General features: G+C 56.6%; 20 protein-coding genes and 4 pseudogenes. 17 read left to right on the plus strand and 7 right to left on the minus strand.

Going from position 1 to position 23,414, the window contains the following annotated elements; genetic code table 11:
- Positions 1-162, minus strand: a pseudogene (locus tag ASC90_RS29125) (transposase); the annotation flags it as partial.
- A 244-nt stretch (positions 163-406) separates the two neighbouring features.
- Here ASC90_RS29125 and ASC90_RS14115 point away from each other — a divergent pair.
- From ASC90_RS14115 to ASC90_RS14130, 4 genes are all read left to right on the plus strand, one after another.
- Positions 407-1,543 (plus strand): cupin domain-containing protein, encoded by a 1,137-nt coding sequence (locus tag ASC90_RS14115; RefSeq protein ID WP_056541409.1) that lies wholly within the window; start codon positions 407-409, stop codon positions 1,541-1,543.
- Between the two features lie 53 nt (positions 1,544-1,596).
- The gene (locus ASC90_RS14120; RefSeq protein WP_056541413.1) at positions 1,597-2,304 is read left to right on the plus strand and encodes a YoaK family protein; all 708 of its coding nucleotides are present in this window, start codon (positions 1,597-1,599) and stop codon (positions 2,302-2,304) included.
- Positions 2,305-2,661: 357 nt separating this feature from the next.
- Positions 2,662-3,408, plus strand: a complete 747-nt coding sequence (locus ASC90_RS14125) for a phosphate ABC transporter ATP-binding protein (protein ID WP_082519913.1) — start codon at positions 2,662-2,664, stop codon at positions 3,406-3,408.
- Positions 3,389-4,246, plus strand: coding sequence for an ABC transporter permease (locus tag ASC90_RS14130; RefSeq protein ID WP_056541415.1), 858 nt, complete (start codon positions 3,389-3,391; stop codon positions 4,244-4,246). The genes ASC90_RS14125 and ASC90_RS14130 overlap by 20 nt, the downstream gene beginning before the upstream one ends.
- Positions 4,247-4,626: 380 nt before the next feature.
- Here the strand turns inward: ASC90_RS14130 and crcB are convergent, their stop codons facing one another.
- From crcB to ASC90_RS14145, 3 genes are all read right to left on the minus strand, one after another.
- The gene (gene crcB / locus ASC90_RS14135) at positions 4,627-5,013 is read right to left on the minus strand and encodes a fluoride efflux transporter CrcB (protein WP_056541418.1); all 387 of its coding nucleotides are present in this window, start codon (positions 5,011-5,013) and stop codon (positions 4,627-4,629) included.
- A 69-nt stretch (positions 5,014-5,082) separates the two neighbouring features.
- Positions 5,083-5,910 carry an SDR family NAD(P)-dependent oxidoreductase gene (locus ASC90_RS14140; protein ID WP_056541421.1) on the minus strand — a complete coding sequence of 276 codons (828 nt, stop codon included), beginning with the start codon at positions 5,908-5,910 and terminating at the stop codon, positions 5,083-5,085.
- Between the two features lie 129 nt (positions 5,911-6,039).
- Positions 6,040-6,480: a nuclear transport factor 2 family protein gene (locus ASC90_RS14145; protein WP_082519914.1), complete on the minus strand. Its 441-nt coding sequence runs from the start codon at positions 6,478-6,480 to the stop codon at positions 6,040-6,042.
- Between the two features lie 103 nt (positions 6,481-6,583).
- On the opposite strand from ASC90_RS14145, the gene ASC90_RS14150 reads away from it, so the two are divergent.
- Complete coding sequence (locus ASC90_RS14150; protein ID WP_056541424.1) at positions 6,584-7,546, plus strand: AraC family transcriptional regulator; 963 nt, start codon at positions 6,584-6,586, stop codon at positions 7,544-7,546.
- Here ASC90_RS14150 and ASC90_RS29390 read toward each other — a convergent pair.
- From ASC90_RS29390 to ASC90_RS14155, 3 genes and pseudogenes are all read right to left on the minus strand, one after another.
- Complete coding sequence (locus ASC90_RS29390) at positions 7,500-7,802, minus strand: hypothetical protein (RefSeq protein WP_200950903.1); 303 nt, start codon at positions 7,800-7,802, stop codon at positions 7,500-7,502. The two genes, ASC90_RS14150 and ASC90_RS29390, sit on opposite strands and share 47 nt — an antisense overlap.
- A pseudogene (locus ASC90_RS28855) lies at positions 7,794-7,889 on the minus strand (transposase); the annotation flags it as partial. The pseudogene ASC90_RS28855 and the gene ASC90_RS29390, both read right to left, overlap by 9 nt.
- Before the next feature lie 103 nt (positions 7,890-7,992).
- Complete coding sequence (locus ASC90_RS14155) at positions 7,993-9,153, minus strand: NAD-dependent formate dehydrogenase (RefSeq protein WP_056541427.1); 1,161 nt, start codon at positions 9,151-9,153, stop codon at positions 7,993-7,995.
- Between the two features lie 955 nt (positions 9,154-10,108).
- Here ASC90_RS14155 and ASC90_RS14165 point away from each other — a divergent pair.
- The 12 genes and pseudogenes from ASC90_RS14165 to ASC90_RS14215 all read left to right on the plus strand — a co-directional run bounded on the left by ASC90_RS14165 (position 10,109) and on the right by ASC90_RS14215 (position 23,050).
- A complete protein-coding gene (locus tag ASC90_RS14165; protein WP_056541432.1) occupies positions 10,109-10,405 on the plus strand; it encodes a hypothetical protein in 297 nt (98 codons plus the stop codon).
- A 44-nt stretch (positions 10,406-10,449) separates the two neighbouring features.
- A complete protein-coding gene (locus ASC90_RS14170) occupies positions 10,450-11,256 on the plus strand; it encodes a carbon-nitrogen hydrolase family protein (protein WP_056541435.1) in 807 nt (268 codons plus the stop codon).
- 24 nt (positions 11,257-11,280) lie between these two features.
- On the plus strand, positions 11,281-11,991 hold the full coding sequence (locus ASC90_RS14175) for a GntR family transcriptional regulator (RefSeq protein ID WP_056541438.1): 711 nt from the start codon (positions 11,281-11,283) through the stop codon (positions 11,989-11,991).
- 215 nt (positions 11,992-12,206) lie between these two features.
- Positions 12,207-17,732: an AAA family ATPase gene (locus ASC90_RS14180; protein ID WP_056541442.1), complete on the plus strand. Its 5,526-nt coding sequence runs from the start codon at positions 12,207-12,209 to the stop codon at positions 17,730-17,732.
- 264 nt (positions 17,733-17,996) lie between these two features.
- Complete coding sequence (locus tag ASC90_RS14185) at positions 17,997-18,647, plus strand: response regulator (protein WP_056541445.1); 651 nt, start codon at positions 17,997-17,999, stop codon at positions 18,645-18,647.
- Entirely contained in the window at positions 18,644-19,036 is a 393-nt protein-coding gene (locus ASC90_RS14190; protein ID WP_056541448.1) for a response regulator, read from the plus strand. The genes ASC90_RS14185 and ASC90_RS14190 overlap by 4 nt, the downstream gene beginning before the upstream one ends.
- Positions 19,037-19,551: 515 nt before the next feature.
- A complete protein-coding gene (locus ASC90_RS14195) occupies positions 19,552-20,331 on the plus strand; it encodes a response regulator (protein WP_082519916.1) in 780 nt (259 codons plus the stop codon).
- Positions 20,332-20,487: 156 nt separating this feature from the next.
- A pseudogene (locus tag ASC90_RS14200) lies at positions 20,488-20,754 on the plus strand (transposase); the annotation flags it as partial.
- Positions 20,755-20,882: 128 nt separating this feature from the next.
- Positions 20,883-21,108, plus strand: a pseudogene (locus ASC90_RS29985) (transposase domain-containing protein); the annotation flags it as partial.
- A gap of 268 nt (positions 21,109-21,376) precedes the next feature.
- Positions 21,377-21,580: an MgtC/SapB family protein gene (locus ASC90_RS29990; RefSeq protein WP_244480390.1), complete on the plus strand. Its 204-nt coding sequence runs from the start codon at positions 21,377-21,379 to the stop codon at positions 21,578-21,580.
- Between the two features lie 217 nt (positions 21,581-21,797).
- Positions 21,798-22,247 carry an SDR family NAD(P)-dependent oxidoreductase gene (locus ASC90_RS14210; protein WP_056541454.1) on the plus strand — a complete coding sequence of 150 codons (450 nt, stop codon included), beginning with the start codon at positions 21,798-21,800 and terminating at the stop codon, positions 22,245-22,247.
- Positions 22,248-22,261: 14 nt separating this feature from the next.
- Positions 22,262-23,050 (plus strand): class I SAM-dependent methyltransferase, encoded by a 789-nt coding sequence (locus ASC90_RS14215; RefSeq protein ID WP_056541457.1) that lies wholly within the window; start codon positions 22,262-22,264, stop codon positions 23,048-23,050.
- The last annotated feature ends 364 nt before the right edge of the window (positions 23,051-23,414 follow it).

Consider the following 23,414-nt stretch of genomic DNA (forward strand, 5'->3'; position numbering starts at 1 on the left):
CCGGTACGACCTTCGGCGCGATATTGTCGAGCCATGACTGAGTGCGGCCAGGACAGGCAAGCTATGCTGTTGCCGGAAACGGCGAACGCAATCGGCCTGCGTTTCACCGATGTTGGGCTTGCTCTCTCGTGCCTGCTTTTCGATCCGATAGAGCTGCTCGAAGATCCCGATCTGCCGAACATCCTTTCAATCTTCCCGCCAACGCGTTTTATTCTTGGTCGTCACATGGATGCTGTTTGGTCGGAAGATTAGGCATTCTCAAGCGATTTCGACAATCATCCCGCCGGGAAAGCTGCAATTCTACCTTGGTCACGAGCGGCAGGTGCATCGGAAAGCACTCACTAGAGCCCAGTCCGGGTAACGCACGAAGAATGGCCGCTCCAACGGTCCAAGAGGATTTGCCATCATGAACGATCAGACGAGAGTAGAGCCGATCCGCGGTACCCGTGGTTCGAACGATCCCGGCCCACGCAACCTACCGGTAGATCTGCAGAATCCGGACATTCTCCTTCCACCCGATACGGATAACGGTTCTTTACCAAACTTGAAATTTCCCTTTGCCCTGGCGCACAATCGGCTGGAAGACGGGGGATGGGCGCGCGAGGTGACGGTGAGGGATTTCCCGGCCTCCAAGTCAATGGCTGGCGTCAACATGCGCCTTGGCCCTGGGGTAGTTCGCGAACTCCACTGGCACAAGGAAGCAGAGTGGGCATACATCCTGGATGGCACGGCTCGCCTGACGGTGGTCGACCCTGATGGCAACGTGTCGATCGATGACCTCACCACGGGCGACATGTGGCTTGTTCCCGCCGGTATTCCCCATGCCATTCAAGGCATGGAAGACGGGACGGAGTTTCTTCTGGTGTTCGACGATGGTAACTTTTCCGAAAATGAGACCTTGTTAATAACCGAGTATCTGGCGCACACCCCACTGAGCGTGCTGGCAAAGAACTTCGGGGTCAGTAGCGATCATTTTGCGAACATCCCAAAATCTGAGAAGTACATTTTCCGTCTGCCAGTTCCCCAACCGCTCGATGTCGTGCGTGGTCAACTGCCCAACAGTCCACCGCCGCATCCCTATGTGTTGCTAGCTTCGAAGATCGAACCCGAGCGCTACAGCGGGGGGACCGTCAAGACCGTTGACTCTCGCGTCTTCCCGATGACGACTCTTTCAGCTCTGATCATCGAGATCGAACCTGGTGGGATGCGGGAGATGCATTGGCATCCGGACGCCGACGAGTGGCAATATTACGTGCAGGGTGAAGCACGCATGACGATCTTCGACGCGACCAACAAGGCTCGCACCTTCGACTATCGAGCAGGGGACGTTGGTTTCGTACCCAAGACCCTTGGCCACTACATCGAAAATACAGGCGAGGATCCGGTGCGTGTAATTAACGTTTTCAATAGCCGCATCTGCAGTGACGTTTCGCTAAACCAGTGGATGGCGCTTACCCCACCTGACCTGATCCGTGGTCACCTCGGCCTCGACGAGACGGTAATGAAGGCTCTGCGCCGGACCAGCCAACCCGTCGTTCGATAGTTAGATGATGCCCGCTCCGTTTTCAGGGAGCGGGCGCTACCCGGGAAGATACCGTGATCCACGATCACCTTGATGCTCGCACGAGCAACGGTCCACCCAAACAAACCTTTCATCTCGTCTTTGCATCGTGCGTAACCGCATTGGCAGGATTTCTGGATGCAGTTGGATACACGTATCTCAACCACCTCTACGTCTCGTTTATGAGCGGCAATAGTACGCATCTCGGTATGGCATTCTCAGCCGGGCAGTGGGGTAGCGCGCTGAATGCGGGCTTTGTAGTCGCCGCCTTCGTTAGCGGATCGTTTATTGGAACGCTCGTCGCCGAGGCGACGCTGAGACCGATAATGGCTCTCCTAGTGTTGGAAGCAGCACTTTGCGCTGCCGCGATCGCATTGGCGGCAGCTGGGCATCCAACGCTGGCGCTAACGCTTATTGCCCTAACCATGGGAATGCAAAACGTTATGCATCAGAATATCTCCGGGACCGACGCCGGTAAGAGCTTTGTTACGGGAGCGCTATTCGGCTTCGGTCAGGCCCTCGCGCATACGTTGCGGGGGCGCGGGGGCGGCGCGATGGGCGCTTTCGTTCACGGCTCCTCATGGCTCTCGTTCATTGCTGGGGTGGTATGCGGTGCGCTTTCAGTTAGTGGCTGGGGCTTGGTTCCGTCGCTCGCTCTCGCTTGGGGCGGGCTCGTCCTGTTGGCGATGCTAGCCTGGGCAATCTCAATTCGAGAATCTTCGATTTTGAGCAACGAAATATAGCGGCCGCCTCGTCGCTGGTGAGGCGGCCATTCTGGGCTGTCTACACCTACACGTCTCGCGATGAAACGGGAGGTCCGAGCCCTCGGCGACGGGATAGGTCGTGACCCAGCGTCGGTCCCTTCGGACACGGTTGGCTGCCGGGATGCAGCCGGCCGTTCGAGAGGAAAGTGCGCCTCTGCACAAATGCCACCCAAACTTCCACAAGGGAAGCTTCACGATAAAACAACCGTCACCCGATGGGTCATCTGACCTACACCAAGGGGCAGTTACAGGAGCTTGGGTTCCGGCCTATCCTCGCTAGCTACCGGTAGCACAGTCGCAACTTGGATCGATCTGGGCTTTGCAGGAGATAATTTGATGAACCCGGCAATTGATAGTGCTGACGCCGTTTCCGATCCTGACTGCCTTGCAGATGGCGGGCAAGGGTTAGTGGAAGCGCGGGGTGTGACGAGGAAGTTGGGCAGCCGGGTACTGGTGGACGATGTGAGCGTCGCTGTCGGCCATTCTGAAATCTTGGCGGTGACTGGCCCAAGTGGCGCAGGCAAGTCGTCATTTTTACGTCTGGTGAATCGCCTGGATGAACCGACGGAAGGAACGATTTTCCTCAAGGGGCGGGACTACAGGCAAATCGATACACCCGACCTCAGGCGGAGGGTCGGTATGGTGATGCAGACCGCGAACCTCTTTCCCGGAACAGTGCGCGGCAATCTGTCGTTTGGTCCGGCCCAACGACACCAAACCCTCCGGGACCAGGAGATCGACGAGCTCCTGCTCAAAGTTGGTCTGCCGGGATACGGAGGTCGCGATGTGAACACGCTCTCCGGCGGAGAGGCGCAACGCATTTCCTTCGCGCGGACGCTCGCCAATAGTCCCAACATTCTTTTGCTCGATGAACCGACCTCCGCGCTGGACGAGGACTCCGGGCGGGCAATCGAGGAACTCATCCTCAAGGTGAGTAGCGACGAGCAGATGGCTTGCATCCTGGTCACGCACAATGCGTCTCAGGCTTTACGCCTCGCCAAGCGCACAATGTACATGGCGCGTGGAAAGGTCGTCGCCTTAGGGCCGAGCAAGGAGGTGCTAGATGCCCACAGCATTGTTTGATCACCAGGTTCTGATAGGTCTCGCTCAAGCGGCAGCAGCAATCTGTTTGTGCCTCGGGGTGGTCGTTCTCTGTCGCTACTTTGGTGTACGGGTTGAAAGGGAAACGACGGTCTCGCTCATCAGAGGCCTGATCCAGATGTCCTTGGTGGGGCTGTTACTGGGCCTGCTGCTGAAAGGGAGCTTGCTCATCGGAGCCCTCATCCTTCTCGGAATGGTCACCGCGGCGGCGTTCACCGCATCGCACAGATTTCCCGAGCTACCCTACGCCTTCGAAATTTCGCTATACTCGGTCGGAGCAGGCGGCATCACCGCGATTGTCTTCATGCTCCTGACAAAATGCCTCGACGCGAATATCACCGTTTTGGTCCCAGTCGGCAGCATGATTATTGCCAACAGCATGAACGCCTGCGCACAGGCCATGGAACGCTTCAAGTCTGACGTTTATGGGCATGTTGGGCAGATTGAGGCTGCTCTGTGCCTTGGTGCCACTCCCGAGGTGAGTGTCTCGCCCTATGTGCAGAGCGCCGTCTATGCAAGCCTGCTTCCCCGGCTGGATATGTTGAAGTCGCTGGGTCTGGTCTGGATTCCAGGCGTCATGGCGGGGATGTTGGTATCAGGCGCAAGCCCTTTGTACGCGGGTGTCTACCAGTTTGTAATCGTCGCAATGATCCTGGTTGCATCCGGAATATCAGGGATGGGCGTTACTGCGCTGATGCAGCGGCGCTCATTCTCGAAGGCTGGTCAACTCCTCCTCCGGCCGTCCCCGTTCGAAGCGGCAGCTCCCTCCGGCCTCCTGACGAAGATCTTCGGACACCGCATCAGTCAAGCCATCAAGTAAACATCGGCCAGCCACCCTCATGGCCAATGACGCCCTATTCGCCAGAAAAAACTGGATCCAAGCCAGATCCGATTTCGTCAATTTGAGGGTCACTCGGTAGAATAGCCGATAACCGCCGAGTTGTTGCCTGCGGTGAATGATGCGTTCAACGACCGTCCGGATGTCGGACAATCGGCGGACCATGTTGCAAGGGACGAAAGGTATTGATCCCGTGTCTTTAGGTATTCTGGCTGCGATCAAGATCGTCCTGGGGTCATCACTTGGAACGATTGGCAGTAGTAACCTGCGAAAAGGCTCCTGTCGGCGTTTCATTCCAGAAAATGCTCATGCAGCGTCAGCTAGTGGCCTCTGTCGGTCGTTCGTGCCGGCCCAGCCTAGACTCACATGGACACATTCTGAAACAGCCTAACGATAATCATTCCCAACGCGAGCCCAGAGAGCGAGAGAAGCAATGACGCGATGACATAAACCAGGGCTAGCCCCTCCTGCCCACGGTCCCAAAGGTTTATTGAGTCGAGCGAGAAAGTTGAAAAAGTGGTGAACCCGCCGAGAATGCCCGTCGTCAGAAACAACTTGAGATCCTGTGGCAGATCGGTTCGCAAAGCGAAGATGCCCGCGATCACGCCCATGATGATTGACCCGGTGACGTTGACCGTTAATGTTCCGGCGGGGAAACCAGCGCCAAGCCGTGCTTCCGCAAGCACGTTAACCGCCTGCCGAAGTACTCCGCCAATACCGGCTCCAAGGAAAACTAACAAATAGGTCATTTTTGAATCCTCTAGGAACCGTCTTGCTGTATCTCCAAGTTCACCTGAGAGCCTCATTTCGTTCGGTCGCTATCTGAAATAAGTGCTGTTAGACACGTCCTTGAACTTTTCATAATCAGAACTGAGGGATTCCAGCTTGGCCATTATCGCGGACCAGCTGTCCGCACCTAAGCTAAGACGAAGCGGCAGGTCTCCGGATTCCACCAGCCGAATGAGCACATCAGCAATACGATGGGGATCGCTCGGCGCGTAGACGCCCTGCCTGTCGCTTTCCAGAAGATCGATGATCGCATGAGCGGTTGGGCCATATGCATCGATCCTCGGGCTTCGCAGATTGCGTTCTATGATGCCCGTGCGGACGCCGCCAGGTTCGATCGACATCACTTTGATGCCGAGTGGCGAGACTTCCTGATGCAGGGCATCGTTGAGCGCTTCCAAGGCGAATTTCGTTGCGCTGTAGTAGCCGAGTGCGGGCATCGCTACCAACCCGTTCAGGGACGAGACGTTGATGATCGTGCCACTTCGCTTGGCGCGCATGCCGGGAAGTGCTGCCCTTATCGTGCTCGCAACGCCGAAGAAGTTGGTATCGAATAGCCTCCTGATTTTGTCCTCTTCACCCTCTTCAATGGCTGCCACGTAACCGATTGCGGCGTTGTTTACGAGAACGTCGATACCGCCCTGCCAATCCTCCGCGTCTGCTATAGCCGCCATAATTTCCGAGGGTTTTGTCAGATCCATCGATAGTGCGAGCATCGATTTGGGATGGGCGGCGACCAGCCGTCTCAAGCGTGCGCTATCCCGAGCGGTCGCGGCCACGCGATGTCCGGCCCCCAATGCCGCTTCAGCTATGGCCGCTCCAAGTCCGCTGGACGCGCCGGTGATGAACCAGGTTTGCATAAATTTCCTTTCCGAGGACGCCTCAGTTTGCCTGAGTTGAATTGGTGAAATAGCTGGAGAGGAGCCTGATAGAATAAAGGGCCCAGTTTCCCTTGGATCCGAACGGGCCGCGACCACTGATCGGATGGACTAGGTCCTCGGCACTACGCTCAAAATGGTCCTATGAAGTTCAAGTTCGACTAATCGCCAGCTCCCGTCCAGAAGCCGCCAGGTCTCATGATAGTGGCCAAAGCCATGTATCGACTGCGGACGATCATTCCCTGGAGCCAGGAGCAGATAGTCCTCCATAGACCAAATCGCGCGCACCTCTGTGTCAGAGATCACCTCGATCTCATCGTTGTGCACCTGGTGGATGGTCTGAGCGCCCTCGAGGAACGGCTCCATCACCTTCATCCACTCGGCACGCGAGTCAAATTCGTACAAGAGAGACCCGTCAGGGGCAAAAAACCGAAGGGTTGCTCGATCAGCAATTAGATCGACAAAATCGGCCCATCTCTTCGTGTCCACGAAGCGGCAGTATTTGGCTTTCTGCCCTCGAATAGTGTTTATCAGGGCCAGTTGAGATTGCATTGGTAGTCTCCTTTCCCGGCACCATATAGTGTCGGTCAGCAATACCCCTCAGCACGTATCGTCCCAAAGTTTGGCGCGACCGTCCATTATAGGAACCTGTTGGTTGGACCCTCTTTCTGAAATCCTGTCGTTGATGCGTATACGAAAGGCAGGTTTCACGCGATTGAGTGCGCTTGCACCGTGGGGGCTGAAGTCGGACGGTAGTCCCGCCATTCAGTTTGTCCTCGTTGTTGAGGGAAGTGGTGTATTGACGACACGGAGTGGATCGCTACCGGTGCCGTTGAGCAGCGGCGATGTCTTCATCCTTCTTGGGAACGAACCCTATCAGCTTTTCGACCATGAGAGCTCGGTAGTGACGCCATGCGTCGACGTCGAGGCTCTTCGCGTGGGCAGTCGTATCGAGTTTGGCGGCGGGGGTGACGCCACCACGTTCATTAGCGGATTTTTCGAAATTGATCGTTCAGACGTCAAGCCACTCCTGAATGTATTGCCCGCGTCTCTACACCTGAAAAAGCAGGAAAGTAGGACTTTGGCATTCCAATCGGTGCTGGAGCTACTTGCGTGCGAAACGGAGAACCCGCACCTCGGGACAGAAGCAGCCATTGGGCGGCTCTTTGAACTGCTCTTCATTCACTCTGTACGGGCATTTGCGACAGAGTGCTCTATACCGAATAAGGGTTGGCTGGCCGCCATGTCAGACAAGAACCTTGCGCTTGCGATCGAAGCTATCCATGCCGACCCGCAAAAGCCCTGGACCGTGGATTTGCTTGCCAAAGTCGCAAGGATGTCACGTTCTGCTTTTGCAGCGAAGTTCAAGGATAAGACGGATCAAACGCCGCTCGGTTATCTGACTGGCTGGCGCATTTACAAGGCGACCAGGCTCCTCGAGAGGAACTCGATTAGAATTGCCGATGTTGCTCGGACTGTTGGCTATGCTTCAGAGGCCGCTTTTACCAAGGCCTTCAAAAAGGTCGTGGGTTTAAAGCCGAGTGAATTCAGAAAAGCGAGCTTGTTGCAAGTCAGAACTGCGGATGCGCAGCCCCAAAACGATAGATCGGCGGCGTGATCTCAATGACGCCCAGCACGTCTGGATCGGGGCGACCTGGCTGGCGGTAAGGGACAGTTTGCCTCGGCGAAATGACGGACATTGCAGATGCAGGATCAGGGGCAGCTTTTGCCGCATCAATTGAGCCGCCGAATAGGAAGAACGCCCAGAACGCTGTTCCTAAAATTGCGGTAGAAAGACATACGATCTCCATCTTGGAGGTTCGGCCGGGAGGCTTGCTCGTTGGATCGTTGTGGCTTTTTGACATGGCATTCACACCGTACTCCCGTGCTAGCCGAGAGACCGAAACGCCGGGTTCTAAACACGCTGCGACGAGCTGATCACGAGAAGCAGGGTCATATCGAACCTATTTTTGGTGGACACTTCATGCATCAGAGCACTGCGCCTCAGAAGGCGCATAGAAATTCGCGCTTACGAAACTCCTAAGCGTCAGTTGAGAGCATCCACTAGGTGAGACGGTAGGAAGCAGCGCCCACGCCCGCGAGATTGCCACCGTCGACGATGAGGTATTCAGGTCGTATCGGCTTTCCTTCGAAAAAATCCTGTAGAATTTCCAATGTCCCGGCGGCGTATCGGGCCTGTCCCGAAAGTGAAGCCCCGGAGATGTGTGGCGTCATACCTTGGTGAGGCATGCTTCGCCACGGATGATCCGCCGGCGCTGGTTGGGGGAACCACACGTCGCCGCCGTACCCCGCGAGCTTGCCGCTCTGGATTGCCCGTAGGACGGCGTCGCGGTCACAGAGTTTTCCGCGAGCGGTGTTGATCAGGTATGCACCGCGTTTCATCAACGAGAACATGCGGTCGTCAAACATATTCTCCGTCGAGGCATATAACGGCGTCTGCACACTAACCACGTCACATACTTGCACGAGAGACTGTGGCGTCGGATGAAATGTAAGGTTCAACTCGGTTTCCACGTCTGTCGGTAGCCGATGCCGCTGATGGTAGTGCAGATGGACGTCGAATGGTTTAAGGCGACGCAGGACAGCAAGGCCGATCCGACCTGCGCCGATAATTCCAAAGTGCATGCCTTCCAGGTCGTAGCTGCGGCTAACGCAGTCGGCGATGTTCCAACCGCCGCTATCAGCGATCTCGTGCGCAGGAAGATAATTGCGGACTAGCGAAAGGACCGTCATTACGACATGCTCTGCGACACTGATGCAATTAGAAAACGTGACCTCCGCTACCGTCACGCCGCGATGCGCCGCCGCACTGAGATCCACGTGGTCGGAGCCGATGCCGGCCGTAAGCGCCAACTTCAGGTTCGGTGCCTTGGCGATGCGCTCAGCAGTCAGATAGGCGGGCCAGAAGGGTTGGGAGATTACGACGTCGGCCTCCGGCAACCGACGCTCAAATTCGGAGCTGTCGCCATCCTTGTCGCTAACCACGATGAGTTTGTGACCGTTCGCTTCAAGATAGGGACGAAGGCCCAATTCGCCCGAGACACTCCCGACAAGGTCTCCAGGCCTGAAACCCAAAGGGCCACGAGGGGACGGCAAAGTTTGGCCGTTCGGATATCCGGTGATAACGGGCATGTCGTTCCGAGCATATTCCGGGGGATATCCACTCGCGGGGTCTGGAAATAGAACGCATAGAACTGTTGCCATTGATATCACTCCTGTCCGGTGTTTGGTGCAGGGCAAACCTGCAATCTCGCTGTTGTTGCTCCGTCGCCCGATCTCCCAGCCATGAGGTCAAATCGATGGCAGGCGGGGGCGGATAGAGCTGGAATCTAACCAGCGCCGGCCGGCGCACATTTTGCCCCCAGTCCTCGGCGTTGTAGCCGTCGTATGTGACACGCCATGCCCCTGAAGACTGCGCGAAAGGGCAGTAGCGGCCTCGCAGGGTCGAGCATCGTTGCTTCGTAGCGTCGGAATTGTCTCAACATGAGTCTGACTCCGCATTGGTTTGATTTCGGGTAGCCTAATCCCGCACCGCAATGCCGGCACCTAGCCGTTGGACTGATCAGCATCGACCGAAAGTCAGGGTCTGTAGCCCGAGCAGCCGAGAAAGAGACAGTTTCGGATATTGGCATAGCCCGACGGACAGCCTTAGAGCGGTGGTGGTTGCTTGGACCGACTGCGCGGATTCGAAAATTTCTGTGATACCAGATGCGGACCAAACGTCGTGCAACACCAAGTACCGAAGGTTTGGGATCTTCTGTTCGAGCTGAAGCCCGTTTTTAAGCACAATCGAAGTTTGCCCAGCGACCTCAATGGTACGGAATGTGTACGAGATCCTTGACATCAGCGGTGCGGGAGGCGCGACTCCCCACCCATAGGTATGGCTGGGGATCTCGAACGACAGAATGGGTCGCTATCCATATCCACCGATAGAATATCATAATGGACGCTCGCGCCAAAAACTGAGACGATCCAGCCTAAGGACAATCGCAGACGCTCGCTACAACGCGTTGGAAAACCAATTGTCGATGCAAAGAGGCCAGCCGCAAGGCATCGTTCGTAGCCAAAAAGCGAAGATTGGCGTTTCGTCGATGAAGGGGCTGGACCGAGCTTTGCTTGGCCTCTCGTGGGCCTGTCGAGAAATCCGAGGGAGGCAACGATGCGTGACATGAGTCTTAGCCACAGCGGAATTGCGAAGGACCGAGGCGCTGACGGCACCGAGGTCCCAGAGTATCTGCAGCCTCCTGCCGGAATGTCGAGCGAGCTTCACAACGTGAATCTTTGCCTGACGTCGCTGTCGTTGAGAATTCACGCGAATGTGCGTTGGTTCGACAAGGACGATTTTGATGTCACGGCTGCGCGTCGCACTGCGGGTCGTCTCGTCGCATCGATTGATGAGCTTCAGACTTTGATCGCTCGCTTGCACGAGAAAAGCACCACCATGTCAGGCACTTGATTTTGGTGTTCCGATTTTAGCAAATTTTCGTACCGGGGACTGGAATGACGCGCATAGCAATCGTTGAATGGGAAGACGGGCTTTTGCCTGGCACTGACGCGTGGTCGCGAATATCTGATCGTGTCAATGATCTTCGTCCCGATATTCTTGTGACGAACGAAATGCCTTTCGGAATCTGGTTGCCGAAAACCAAGGGTTTCTCGCGCGAACCTGCTCATGAGTGGGTAAGGTTGCACGAGGAGGGGTTGGATGCGCTCTCGCGGCTCAATGCGCGAACGATTGTTTCCTCGAGACCGGTCATGGGCTCGGATGCATTGGCGAACGAAGCGTTTCTCCTGGAAGATGGAAACTATCGTTTCTTGCATCAGAAGCATCTCTTCCCGGCTGAACCAGGTTGGGAAGAGGCTTCATGGTTCAAGCGCTTTCGCGCTGGTTTCAATCCGCAGGTCAGCAGAAACACCTCAATTGGAGCTCTCCTCTGCACTGAACTAATGTTCAATCAATGTGCGAGGTTGCTCGGGCAGCGAGGTACGCAGTTGATTGTATCGCCTAGAGCCACGGGCGGCAACCACGTCCTGTGGCATGCGGCGGCGGTAACAGCAGCGGCGTCTGCGGGATCATATGTCGTCAGCTCGAACCGCGCAGATAGCTCTGAACGTCCGAGCGGGATGTTTGGAGGGGGCGGCTTTGCAATCGATCCGACAGGGAAGTTGCTGGGGACGACCTCGAAAGTAGAGCCAATATTGGTTATCAAAATCGATGAGAACATTGCAAACGCCGCCAAGGCGGAATACCCGGCCTATGTAAGCGAGCAACACCTCAACGACCCATGCTTTTTTGTTGATTGTTGACAATCCGCCATCATATAGTCGCGCATGGTCACGGAGCAGCCCATTCGCGCGATACAGCGTCGCAGCCTTGAAAGCCGCGCCGCGGATGAACTTCGGTCCGCGATAGTGTCTCGACGCTATGCTCCTGGGTGCCGCCTCACCGAGATCGAGCTTTCGAAGATGCTAGGTATCTCCAGAGGTACCGTACGCTCGGCTTTGCAGAAACTTCTCACCGAAGGCTTGGTAAACCAGCGTCCATATTCTTCGTGGGAAGTGACAGGATTTTCGGCCAAAGACGCCTGGGAATTATATACTCTGCGAGCAGCGCTCGAGGGACTAGCCGCTGAACTAGTTGCGGATGCAATCGGTAGGAAAGTGCTCGATCCGGAGTTGATAACTGGAGCATTCGAGCGTCTCAGGACAGCGTGCGAAAAGTTGGATGGGAAGCAGGCTGATATCGCCGATTTCGCGTTTCACAAAGCCGTGGTAGCCTCGGCGGGCCATCATCGTTTGCAAACCCAGTACGAGCGAGTGGACGCCCAGATCCAGATGTTGATTGTGGTGGGGAATGAGGTTGCCGGTGCCATTACGAGGCTAGTGGCAGAGCATCAACCGCTTGTCGACGGGCTGCTTTCAGGTGACGCCCGCTCCGCAGGAGAGGTCTTTCGGGCGAATGTGATTGCCGCCGGGCGGGAAGCTGTTGAGCGATGGCCCGTGCATCTGGATGAAAATGGAATAGTTGATGGCGGTCGGTAACGCACTCTCGTAGTACAAGAACTCGGAGAAGACTTAGCTTCTCGTCACTGAAGTAGTAAGTTCACCAGCGGCAGCAATTCCAGCGCAATGCAACTTGTTGATTGTTGACAATCAGCCCGTGTCAGCCTTTATTTTAGTTCTTCCTTGCTCGAGACCTGTCTCACTCACTCAAGCTTGTTGTTGCGCAGCCCGAAACCTAGATGCCGGAGGGGACAATGACTCTGCCGCATTGGATCAGTGACGACCAAGAAACAGGCTTCCAAGTGCTTTTGGAAGATGACGAGCGAGCTCTTGTCCGCATTAAAGCAAGCCCTCCTTATCTAGTTGTTGGCCCGGTTGACACGCGGCGATCGCGCGAGATAGCGGCGCGTTTATCGAATGAGCTCAGTCTCAGACCTCACCTTGATAGTTCTTGGGCCGTCCGGCCGAACGAGCTCAAGGTTTCTAACGGGGTCACGAGCCTGACCTTCGAGGATCCGGGTGGCGATTGCCTGAAGCGGTTGCTCGGCGCGTTTGTAGATATCCGGTCTTTTTTGCGACTTGCCATTGCGATCTCCGATTCGGTTGCAAAATTGCACGCCGCCGGGCTCCTTCATAAGGACATTAAACCGAGTAACATTCTCGTCTCCTCCTCCGGCGACCGCGTTTGGCTCACGGGTTTTGGCATCGCTTCGCGACTACCAAAAGAACGTCAAACGCCCGCGCCACCCGAGATAATCGCCGGTACTTTCGCATATATGGCACCCGAGCAGACCGGTCGAATGAACCGCTCGATCGACGCTCGTAGCGATCTCTATTCACTTGGTGTCACCTTGTACGAGACGCTCACCGGCGTTCTCCCGTTTGTTGCTGCAGATCCAGTGGAATGGATTCACTGCCATGTCGCTCGCCAACCCGCGTTTCCCGGCCAAAGGCGGCCGGGAATTCCTCCTCAAATCTCTTCCATTGTTATGAAGTTGCTCGCCAAAGCGTCCGAGGATCGGTACCGCAGTGCGGAGGGATTACGGTCGGATCTTCAACGCTGTCTCGCACAGTGGGACGCGCATGGAGAAATTGAGCCGTTCGATCTAGGAGCGGGCGAAGCGCCCGATCAATTGATCTTTCACGAGAAACTATATGGGCGGGAGCAAGAGGTAGAGAGACTTGCCGCGGCTTTCGAACGGGTCGCAACGACTGGTATTTCCGGGCTGGTTCTCGTGTCGGGTTATTCTGGTATTGGTAAGTCGTCCGTCGTCAACGAACTGCATAAATTGTTGGTATCTGCGCGTGGACTGTTTGCCGTAGGCAAGTTCGATCAGTACCAGAAGGGTATTCCTTACGCGACGCTAACGCAGGCCTTTCAGGCGTTGGTTCGTCAATTGCTTAGCAAGAGCGATGTCGAGCTTGCGCAATGGCGGACCGCACTCTCGCAAGCGCTAGGTGCCAATGGTGGTTTGATGGTGAACCTCATTCCCGCACTGGCACATGTGATCGGAAAGCAGCCGGCAGTGCCCGAATTGTCGGGGCGAGAAGCAGAGAAACGCTTTCGTCAGGTTTTCCTCCAGTTTATCGGGGTGTTTGCCCGTCCAGAACATCCTCTTGTACTTTTCATCGATGATCTTCAGTGGCTCGATACCGCGACACTGGACATATTCGAAAGCTTGGCGGATCAGGCTGAACCTAGCAGTCTGTTGTTGGTCGGCGCGTTCCGAGACAACGAGGTCGACGCAGAACATCCTTTGGCTACCCGTCTTGAGACAGTCCGCAGCTCGGGCATACCTACTGAGGTAATCACCTTGCGCGGTGTGGGCCTGGATGACGTCGGCCGAATGATCGCCGATGCATTGGATGCTCAGCGAGAAGAAGTTGAGCCCCTCGCTGAGATAGTTTTTGCGAAGACGGGTGGCAATCCGTTCTTCACCACGCAATTCGTCGCCTCTCTGGTAGACGAGGGGGTGCTCTACTACGACGCCAGCGCTACTGGCTGGCGGTGGGATATTGATCGAATCGGGGCCAAGTACGTCAGTGGCAGCGTGGTGGATCTCATGGTTGAGCGTATCAGCCGCCTCTCCGAAGGCTCACAGCAGGCTCTGAAACAGCTTGCAGGCATCGGTAACAACGTCAAGATCGCGACCTTCCAACGGATGACGGGTTACTCCGGGAACCAGACGGAGACCCTGCTGCATGAGGCTTTCCGAGCGGGCCTGCTTTACCAGAGCGAGGATGCCTACTCGTTTGCGCATGACCGTGTTCACGAAGCAGCGTATTCCACCATTCCCGAACGGGAGAGAGGCACGACGCACTGGGCCATCGGCTCTCGGTTACTGGCGACCTTGGATGAGGGCGAGATCGAGGCAGATCTTTTCGAAATCGTCAGCCACTTCAATCGGGGAGAGGCCGCCGACGCATCACACTCGGAACGAGCGACCGTTGCGTTGCTGAACCTGAGGGCAGGTCGGAAGGCTAAAGCATCCGCCGCTTATGCCGCAGCTTGCGGCTACCTCGCATACGGCGCAGTGCAGCTCGGCGAGAAAGCCTGGAACTTGTATTACGACCACGCTTTCGCTCTCGCACTAGAGCACGCTGAATGCACGTTCCGCAGTGGCGACGTCGATCAGACCGAGCGAATGGTCGAAGTGCTGCTTGCGCGACGCATGAGCGATGTGGACAGGGCAGCAATTTATCGGATCAAGGTCGAGATTTGTGTCGTGAAATCAGACAATAGAGGAGCGGTCGGGAACGCAATCGAAGGTCTAAGGTTGCTCGGGATTAACCTGCCACTGCGCCCATCTTGGGACGACGTAACGCGAGAATACGGGGCGATTTGGGAAAACCTGCAAGGGCGTCCGATAGAGAGCTTTGGCGATTTGCCCGCAATGACCGATCCAAAGGCGTTGGCGGCCATGCGGCTCCTCGCCGAGATGCAGCCGCCTGCCTACTTCACGAACTTCAATATGACGATCCTTGTAATCTGCAGGATGATTAATCTGTGTCTGGAACGAGGAGCGGCGAGTACCTCGGCACAGGGACTGGTTTTGCTCGGTTACGTCATGGGCCCGGCCTTCGGTCGCTACAAGGACGGATACCGGATAGCTAAGCTCGCAGGTCGACTCGCAGCTGAACGTAACAGCCCCGTCGATGCAGCGCGGGTGAACCACCTGACAGGGCTCGCTGCGGCCTGGACAGAGCCGTTACCGTCGGCCCTTGATTGGCTGCGGACGGCGTTTCGGGGAGGCGTAGAAGCGGGCGACCTGTATTACGCCTGTTTTGAAGCTTCAGTGATCGTTTTGCACGTATTTCTCAGTGGTCAGAACCTCGAGGACGTCGACGGGGAGTGTGCGCAGGCACTTGAGTTCGCGCGTAAAACCGGATTTCGAGCGGGAGCCGATCTCGTTATCGCTACTGAGCGAGCGGTGGCAAGCCTGCGCGGACGGACCCATGGCCTAGCCAGCTATTCCGGTGAGGGCTTCGATGAGGCCGCGTTTGAATCCGAACTCGTTACGACACAGAATTCCGTGGTGATGTGGTGGTACTGGACTCGCAAGACGATGGTCCACGTCCTAGCGGGGGATTACGAGAAGGCATTGACCGCCGCCGACCAGGTCCAATCCAATCCGTCGATCAGGAATATGCAGATCGAGCAAATGGACTACCATTATTTTAGCGGTTTGGCCTTGGCGACACTCATTGATCGCGCGCCTGAGCGCGAACGCGAGGCGATGTCTAAGAGAATTGCCGGACATCATGCCCAATTGCACACCTGGGCGCGGGAGGCCCGTTCACCCAGTTTCGCGGACAAGCATGTGCTGCTCGCCGCGGAGATCGCGCGGCTGGAGGGCAAGTCTACGGAAGCTCAGCGACTCTATGATGAGAGCATTCGCCTGGCGCGCATGAATGGGTTCGTGCAGTATGAGGCTATCGCCAATGAAACAGCCGCACGATTTCACTCCGGGCGGGGTTCGGACAAACTCGCACGTTCCTATTTGCTCGAGGCGCGGGCGTGTTACGCGCGTTGGGGCGCGACTGCGAAGGTGCGACAACTGGACGAACAGCACCAGGATCTTCACGGCGATTCACCTTTGACATTTCCTTCCAGCACGACGCTGGCTGCTGTAGAACAGCTCGATTTGGCGACGGTCATCAAAGTGGCCCAGACGGTCTCGGGCGAGATCGTTCTCGAAAGGCTTGTAGATACCTTGATGCGCACCGCCATTGAACACGCCGGTGCGGAGCGAGCCGTCCTCGTGCTTGCAGGCGGGGCGGGACATGCAGCCGAGGCAGAAGCCTTGATGACAGCAAACGGCGTCGTTGTCCGACATCGCGAAAACGCCGAAACCTCAATCGAACTACCGGATACTGTGGTTCAGTACGTGAACCGGACCAAAGAGACAGTAATCCTGGACAATGCGTTTGCCGACAGTGCGTTCTCCCGCGACGTTTATATCCGCCAGCATCGGGTACGCTCTTTGCTGACGCTCCCGCTTGTCAACCAGGGAAAGCTGTTGGGGCTGCTTCATCTGGAAAACAATCTCGCGACCAGCGTCTTTACCCAGAGTAGGCTATCTATTCTCAAGCTGATCGCCTCGCACGCGGCCATCGCGCTTGAGAACACACGCCTCTATCGCGATCTGGAGGAGCGGGAGGCAAGAATTCGTCGTCTTGTGGATGCCAATATCATCGGCGTCTTCATGTGGACGATGGATGGCGAGATCTTCGAGGCTAACGACTCCTTCCTTGAAATGATCGGCTTCGATCGCGACGATCTCGCAGCAGGGCGACTGCGCTGGACGGACCTGACGCCTCCGGAAGAATGGACGAACGATGCAAGGGTAGCCGAAGAGGTCAAGACGACTGGTGTCGCGACCCCCTGGGAAAAGGAATTCCTGAGAAAAGATGGCAGCCGGGTTCCGGTTCTCATGGGCGCGGCCGCGTTCGGCGACACGGAGTGTGAAAGTGGCGTCTCGTACGTTCTTGATTTAAGCTCCCGCAGAGAGGCTGAAGTTGCTGCTCGCGCAAGTGAACGCCGCTATCGCGATCTACAGTCGGAGCTGGCACACGCGAACAGAGTTGCTGTAGCCGGACAATTGTCGGCTGCCATTTCGCACGACGTGATGCAGCCGCTGGTAGGAGTGGTCACCAGCGGTTCAGCGGGTTTGAACTGGTTGGCTACCGATCCCCCCAACATTGACGCTGCCCGTCGGGCGTTCGAGCGGGTAGTTAGTGAAGGACACCGGGCAGGGGAGGTCCTTGAGCGCACACGCGCTCTCGTAAAGAAGTCCCCGCCGAAGACCGAGGTCATCGATTTAAACGGGATTATTGCCGAAACCGCATCACTGATCAGCGCGGAAGCACTCAAAAAGGACGTTTCGGTCCAGCTCAGACTCGGCGACTCCCTGCCGACCGTCTTCGCGGATCGCGTGCAGGTTCAGCAAATCATCCTCAACTTGAGCATCAATGCCATCGAAGCTATGGCCGCCCATCAGGGAACCCATCGTGAGTTGATCATCGCTTCGAGTAGGACGGAGGAGGATCTCATATCTGTCGCCGTTTACGACACCGGTCCCGGCATCTCCCAGGAGATCCGGAATAAGGTCTTTGACGCATTCTATTCGACCAAGTCGCAGGGAATGGGAATGGGGCTGGCGATCAGTAAGACGATCGCGGCATCGCATGGTGGCAAGCTATGGATCACCGAGAATGAACCGCAAGGGGCTATTTTTTGGCTCTCCCTGCCGGCCGGCACGAGGGCAGACGCGACCTAACGCGCCGGGTGTCAATTCTGCCGGCACTGAAGCCGTCAATGGTGAAGAAGTTCGGTTCCGATCTTCGATTTTGGAAGAGCCGTATTATAGATTTCTATAACATCTCCTTCTGTCAAATTTCTGATACGATCCAAGTCGAGCGATCGAGTTACCGCGCAAGGAAGGGTTGAGCGAGCCACTGGGTTCTAATGCGAAAAAAGGGGGCAGCGCGCGCAATTTAACTACCGTGGACAGCGATGCGGAACCGTGCGGTGCCAAACAAACATGGATAGAGATGCAGATCACATAGTCTTTCTCGTTGATGACGATCCCAAGGTGCGGGAGTCGGTAGGAGAACTGTTGAGCTCGGTCGGCTTGACGTCTATCGCAGTCGGGTCAGTGAGGGAATACTCGGAGCTTCCGCGTCCCCAAGTACCCGCATGCATCGTTCTGGACGTGGAGCTCCCCGATGTAAACGGCCTCGATTTCCAGGCTCAAATCGAAAATGATGATCACCCGCCCGTGGTGTTCATCACCGGCCACGGGGATATTCCATCGTCAGTCTCTGCGATGAAGCGTGGTGCCGTAGATTTCCTGACCAAGCCATTCGACTCCGCCGATCTGATCGCCGCGGTCCTGGCCGGAATAGAACAAGATCGCGAACGCCGCGAAGAGCGCGACGTGCTCGCAGACTTGAAGGATCGTTTCCAACAACTCACTCCGCGTGAGCAGCAAGTGTTGCCGCTGATTGTCAGTGGGCTACTGAGCAAACAAGGAGCGGCGGAGCTTGGAATAAGTGAGATAACGTTCCAGGTTCACCGCGGCCGAGTAATGCAAAAAATGCGAGTGACGTCATTCGCAGAGCTTGTTCGGATCGCGGCCAAGCTTGAAATCCCGATTACTCACTCACGATACGCAGGAGTTCCCGCGAAATGACATCGAGAAAATCAGTGGTTGCGATCGTCGATGATGACGCACGACTGCTTGTATCTCTGGGCGACTTTCTTGAATCAGCTGGTTATGGAGTACGCGCGTTCACATCAGGGCGAGCATTTTTGGACGGCGGCAGTTTGCCGGCAATCGACTGTCTGGTCACTGATATCACCATGCCTGAATTTGACGGTTTCGAATTGCAGGATGAGGTAAATGCACTGAGACCGGACCTACCGGTCATTTTAATGACCGGTACGCACGAAATTGCTACACAGAGCCGCGTTGCCGAATTGCCCGTGGGGCGGTTTTTCCGGAAGCCATTCGATAGCCAAGAACTCGTGGCAGCCATTGCCGTAGCCATATCTCCACGGGCTGAACCGCTCGCCAATTGATTGGTCGGTCAGCGCTCAGCCCCTGTTGAACTCCCCCGAGCCGAAGCGAGTTCCTTGGCCTCTGCGAGCGTGTAGGGGTTTGGCGTGGAACTCCATCGCGGGACACCCGTGACAATGAACGGCGAAAACTTGAAACCTGAATGTCATCTCCCGTGGCCTGACATGCTGCCCTACGCGAACCGGATTGCCGTTCTCTACTTCCGCACGATTCTTGAGAAGCCTCCACCGATTCACAGTAAGCGTTGCCACGCCCATGCTTTGTCCGGGTACGTTTGTAGTGTCGGGGGGAAGCGCGATGCACCGACAGCGACCATGTCGGCAACGTCATATCGTACTCGCGCGAGCATCCTTCGATCTCCGTCGACGTTACCTAATAGAAACTCGTAATAGCGCGCCGACGCAGCGCTTTGTACACTTTGGACCGCAGCGAATGAGATCTTCAGAGTAATCAAATGCCGCTGAGATCAAGTGTCTCAAGTCTTGAATAGGACTCAACCGATAAGGAGCGCAGCGTCATGGACAATTTCGGGAATAGGGTGCCGGATCGACGGTTATCGGACGCCAGACTGGCATCATCATGCAACCACAATGCTTCTCGGCAATCATCCGCCCGAAGCGAGACCACTCCGGTTGTCGTCATTATTGAAGACAATGATGCGATCCGCGAAGCACTCCAGGAACTACTGCAGTCGGTGAATTTCCGGTGCGAGCTTTATCGGTCCGTGGATGATTTCGATCAAAGATACGATCAGGGTAAAACTCCGAGCTGCTACGTTCTCGATATACGTCTCCCCGGTCTGAGCGGGTTGGATTTTCATGAGCAGCTCGTGGCGAATGGCTCGAAGGTGCCGGCGATCTTTATGACTGCGCACGCCGATGTCCAGTTGACTGTTCGTGCGATGAAAGCTGGGGCAATCGACTTTTTGGTCAAGCCATTTCGAGAGCAGGAGTTTCTCGACGTCGTGGCAAAGGCCATCAACCTCGATCGCGGTCGCCGCAACGCCGCGGAAGCGTTAGATTCCGTTCACAGTCGGGTATTGCGACTGACGAAGCGAGAGCGGGAGGTAATGCCCCTAGTCGCGGCGGGAAAGATGAACAAGCAAATAGCTGGCCATCTTGGCATTAGCGAAACGACGGTGAAGGTCCACCGTGGAAGCATTATGCGGAAGCTAAGTGTACGCACCGTCGCCGACCTTGTCCGCATTTCGGATGTAATCGCGCGGGCCCCAAACATCGCTGCCTCCTCAGACAGGCCTGTTCATCTGGCGCAACAAGCGACACTTGATGTCTTTTGATCGTAACCGATGTTCTGCTCGCACGTTGTGCTCGCTGCCCTGATCTGTGATCGCCTATCCATGGACGAGCAACGGGAGTTTCTACATGGAGAGCACATTGGAGGTTCTCACTACCAGGAAGCATGGACGTGAGGTTCGTCGGACTGGCCGGACGAGGTCAAGGCACTGATTGTATCGGAGAGCCTTCGGCCCGGAGCGTTGGTGAATGAAGTCGCAGAGCGCCACGGCCTGAAGCCGAACCTCCTTTCCCCCTGGCGAACGATGGCGCGACAGGGCAAGCTGGTTCTGCCTGCATCCGAGGATGCGGTAGAGTTTGCAGCGGCGATCGTTGATCCACCGGTTTCGGAGCCGGCGATCAAGAAAGCCAGCCGTCCCGAGATCATCTTCGGCGCGCTCGATTGGCGTAGACTCCGGTTCCGTTGAGGCGAGAGCGCCGACAGCAATCGAATAGCTGCGCACAATGACTCGGGCCACAAATTCGGGGGGCGAGCCGAGGCAGAGTTTGATAAACTTCTAGTATGTTGGACGCCGCCAATTTGCCGGACGATGTTGACGTCCGCATCGAGGTCGATAGCAGCGTCGTCGAGAATCCGGCCGATAACTCGCAATCGGAAGAATGCTCTGTTCGCAGGACGCGACGCGGGAGCGGCGGGCTGCGCGACCATCGCCCGCTCATCGAAACTTGTAAGCCCACCGGCGTCGATCCGTTTACTGATCTGACCCGCCACGCTCACCTCCATCGTCAATGACCACAAGCAGAGCCGGGTGAGTGATCTTATGCGTGGAATTACGCGGGATTATGTAGCAAATGCCACAAAGGGGACATGACCAGCTTTAAGGTCCGCCAGCCCAGACCGAAAATGCTTTCCGTAACCCCGACGAGATGGCTGTTATTCCCCCTATCAGCACAAACGCTACCCTCACGGGTGATGACGGCGGCAGTGAAGTTGCCAGCGCAGCGTTTGTATGGCACCTCGTTTACATGCCAAATTTGCGAACGACATAAGGATGCGACCGTGGGAGACGAAGNGCGGGTGCTATCATAATCCGCTCGGCGCAGCGCGAGGTAGAAGGGCTCACCACAGCGGCCAGTATCTGGGCGACAGCCGCGATCGGCGTAATGGCCGGTCTGGGATTGGAGGTAACTGCCGTCTTATCGACCGCGATCGTCTTAATCATTCTCGCAGCGGTGCCTCACATCTTGCCCACGCCATCCGAGATGGACTCAAAGTCTAGTGGGGAGGATTGACCGTAGGACGACAGCGAAGATATTTCGCCCTCAACTTAATCTGTAGCAGGTAGCGCGAAAAGGCTGAAAAGCGCCCTTGGTCCTGAATGAGTTCCGGAAAGCCGCCCCTTCTGGTACAAGCAAACAGTGGCGGCCGAAGCTGCCGACAGACAAGTATTGACAGCTTTCATGACCCGGATGACTTTACCCGCCACAGGCGTCCAGCAGGGGACCGTAGATGTCAACCTTTCTGATCACGGGTGCAAGCGGGGGGATCGGGTCGGCGGTGAGCCAACGCCTCGCCAATTCCAGGCACCAGCTCGTTCTTGCCGCGCGAGACGTTGACCGCCTCTCGTCGCTCCAAATGTCCCTGCCGGGCGAGGGACACCGGGTGATCGCCGTCGACATGGCGTCGGACCAGTCGGTTGCGACGTTCTCAAAATGGCTTGAAAGCCTTGACTTGAACCTGAACGGAGCCGTGCTCATGCAGCCTCATGCCGCGAACGATCCGTTGCCTGACCCCGAAGTCTGGCGAACCCTTTTCCAGGCCAGCTTCTCGGCCCGCTCGCCACGCCCTTACTACCGACAATGGTCGGGGGAACGATGCTCCTCTCGGAGAGCTCGAGAGATCGGATCGCTTCACCTGAGTGGATTTCCAAGGCATGATGCCGCCCGCCAATACCAGTAAATCCGGTCAGCGCGATGCCTTCAAACTTTGTCGCAAAGGGTGCTGAGAATTATGAGGCGAGCATGGGCCGCTGGAGCCAGCGGCTTGCCATGCCATTTCTCGAGTTCGCCGGCGTTCCGTCGCGCGGCCGCGTTCTGGATGCGGGATGCGGAACGGGCAGCCTGACCTTCCCGCTGGCCGCTTATAAAGGGCTTGAGACAATCGACGCGGTTGATTTCGCGGAAGATTTCGTTGCCGCTCTGCGCGGGCGTGCGAACGACCCCAGGATCAGAGCTAGGCAAGGCGACGTCTGTGCCCTGCCGTATGAAGCCGATTCGTTCGAAGCCGCGTATTCCCTTCTGGTGCTCCACTTCGTGTCGGATGCTGATCGCGCAATAGCTGAGATGCGCCGCGTTCTTCGAGCCGGCGCACTGGCAGCGGCGACCGTTTGGGCATCTGGGGGCATGCCAAGCTGGCGTCTGTTCTGGGACACGGTCCTCCTCTACGAGCCAACCGCGGAAGCCATAGCGCCGGCTCGGCGACCCTTGACCGGCGCGGGGGAGCTGCGCAAGGCGTTCGAGCGTGCCGGCTTCATGCATGTGGTTGAGACGACGCTCACCATCTCGATGGACTACGCCGACTTCGATGACTTCTGGTATCCGACCGCGTACGGCCAGGGGAGGTTCGGTGCTTTTTTTGACGCCTTGCCCGAGAAGAGTCGTGATCGGCTACGGGACGCAGTCAAAGCGGCGTATTGCGCGGGGGAGCGTGAGGGCCCGCGAAGCTTCCCGAGTACAGCCTTGGCGGTCCGATGCATTGCTTGACATTGCCCGTCTAAATCCCGGATGCTGGCATCAAGAGCTTTGGAGACCTGATCGGCCAAATTGGGTTCGCGTTTTCCGTTGCTGAGCGGCAGCTATCCCGGTCGGCCCCCCGAAGCTGCCAGGCCCCTTCCCACTCCATCTCCGACATGTGCAGAGGGTCCGTTCATGGCCGGTTTGGGCAGTGGGTTCAATTGATCGCCGCAACACACTCAGCAAATCTTTCGGCTGGCGTCTGATAAAGCAAGGTCTTTCTTGGACGCTCGTTGAGCTGCCATTTACCCCGACTTGCAAAACGACTAAGCGGTCACTACTTCCAAGATATCCTGCTACCGGAGATGCCATAAACATGGACCTGAACCTCGCT

The organism is Rhizobium sp. Root1220 (genome assembly GCF_001426265.1).
In the GTDB taxonomy this organism is placed as follows: domain Bacteria; phylum Pseudomonadota; class Alphaproteobacteria; order Rhizobiales; family Rhizobiaceae; genus Rhizobium.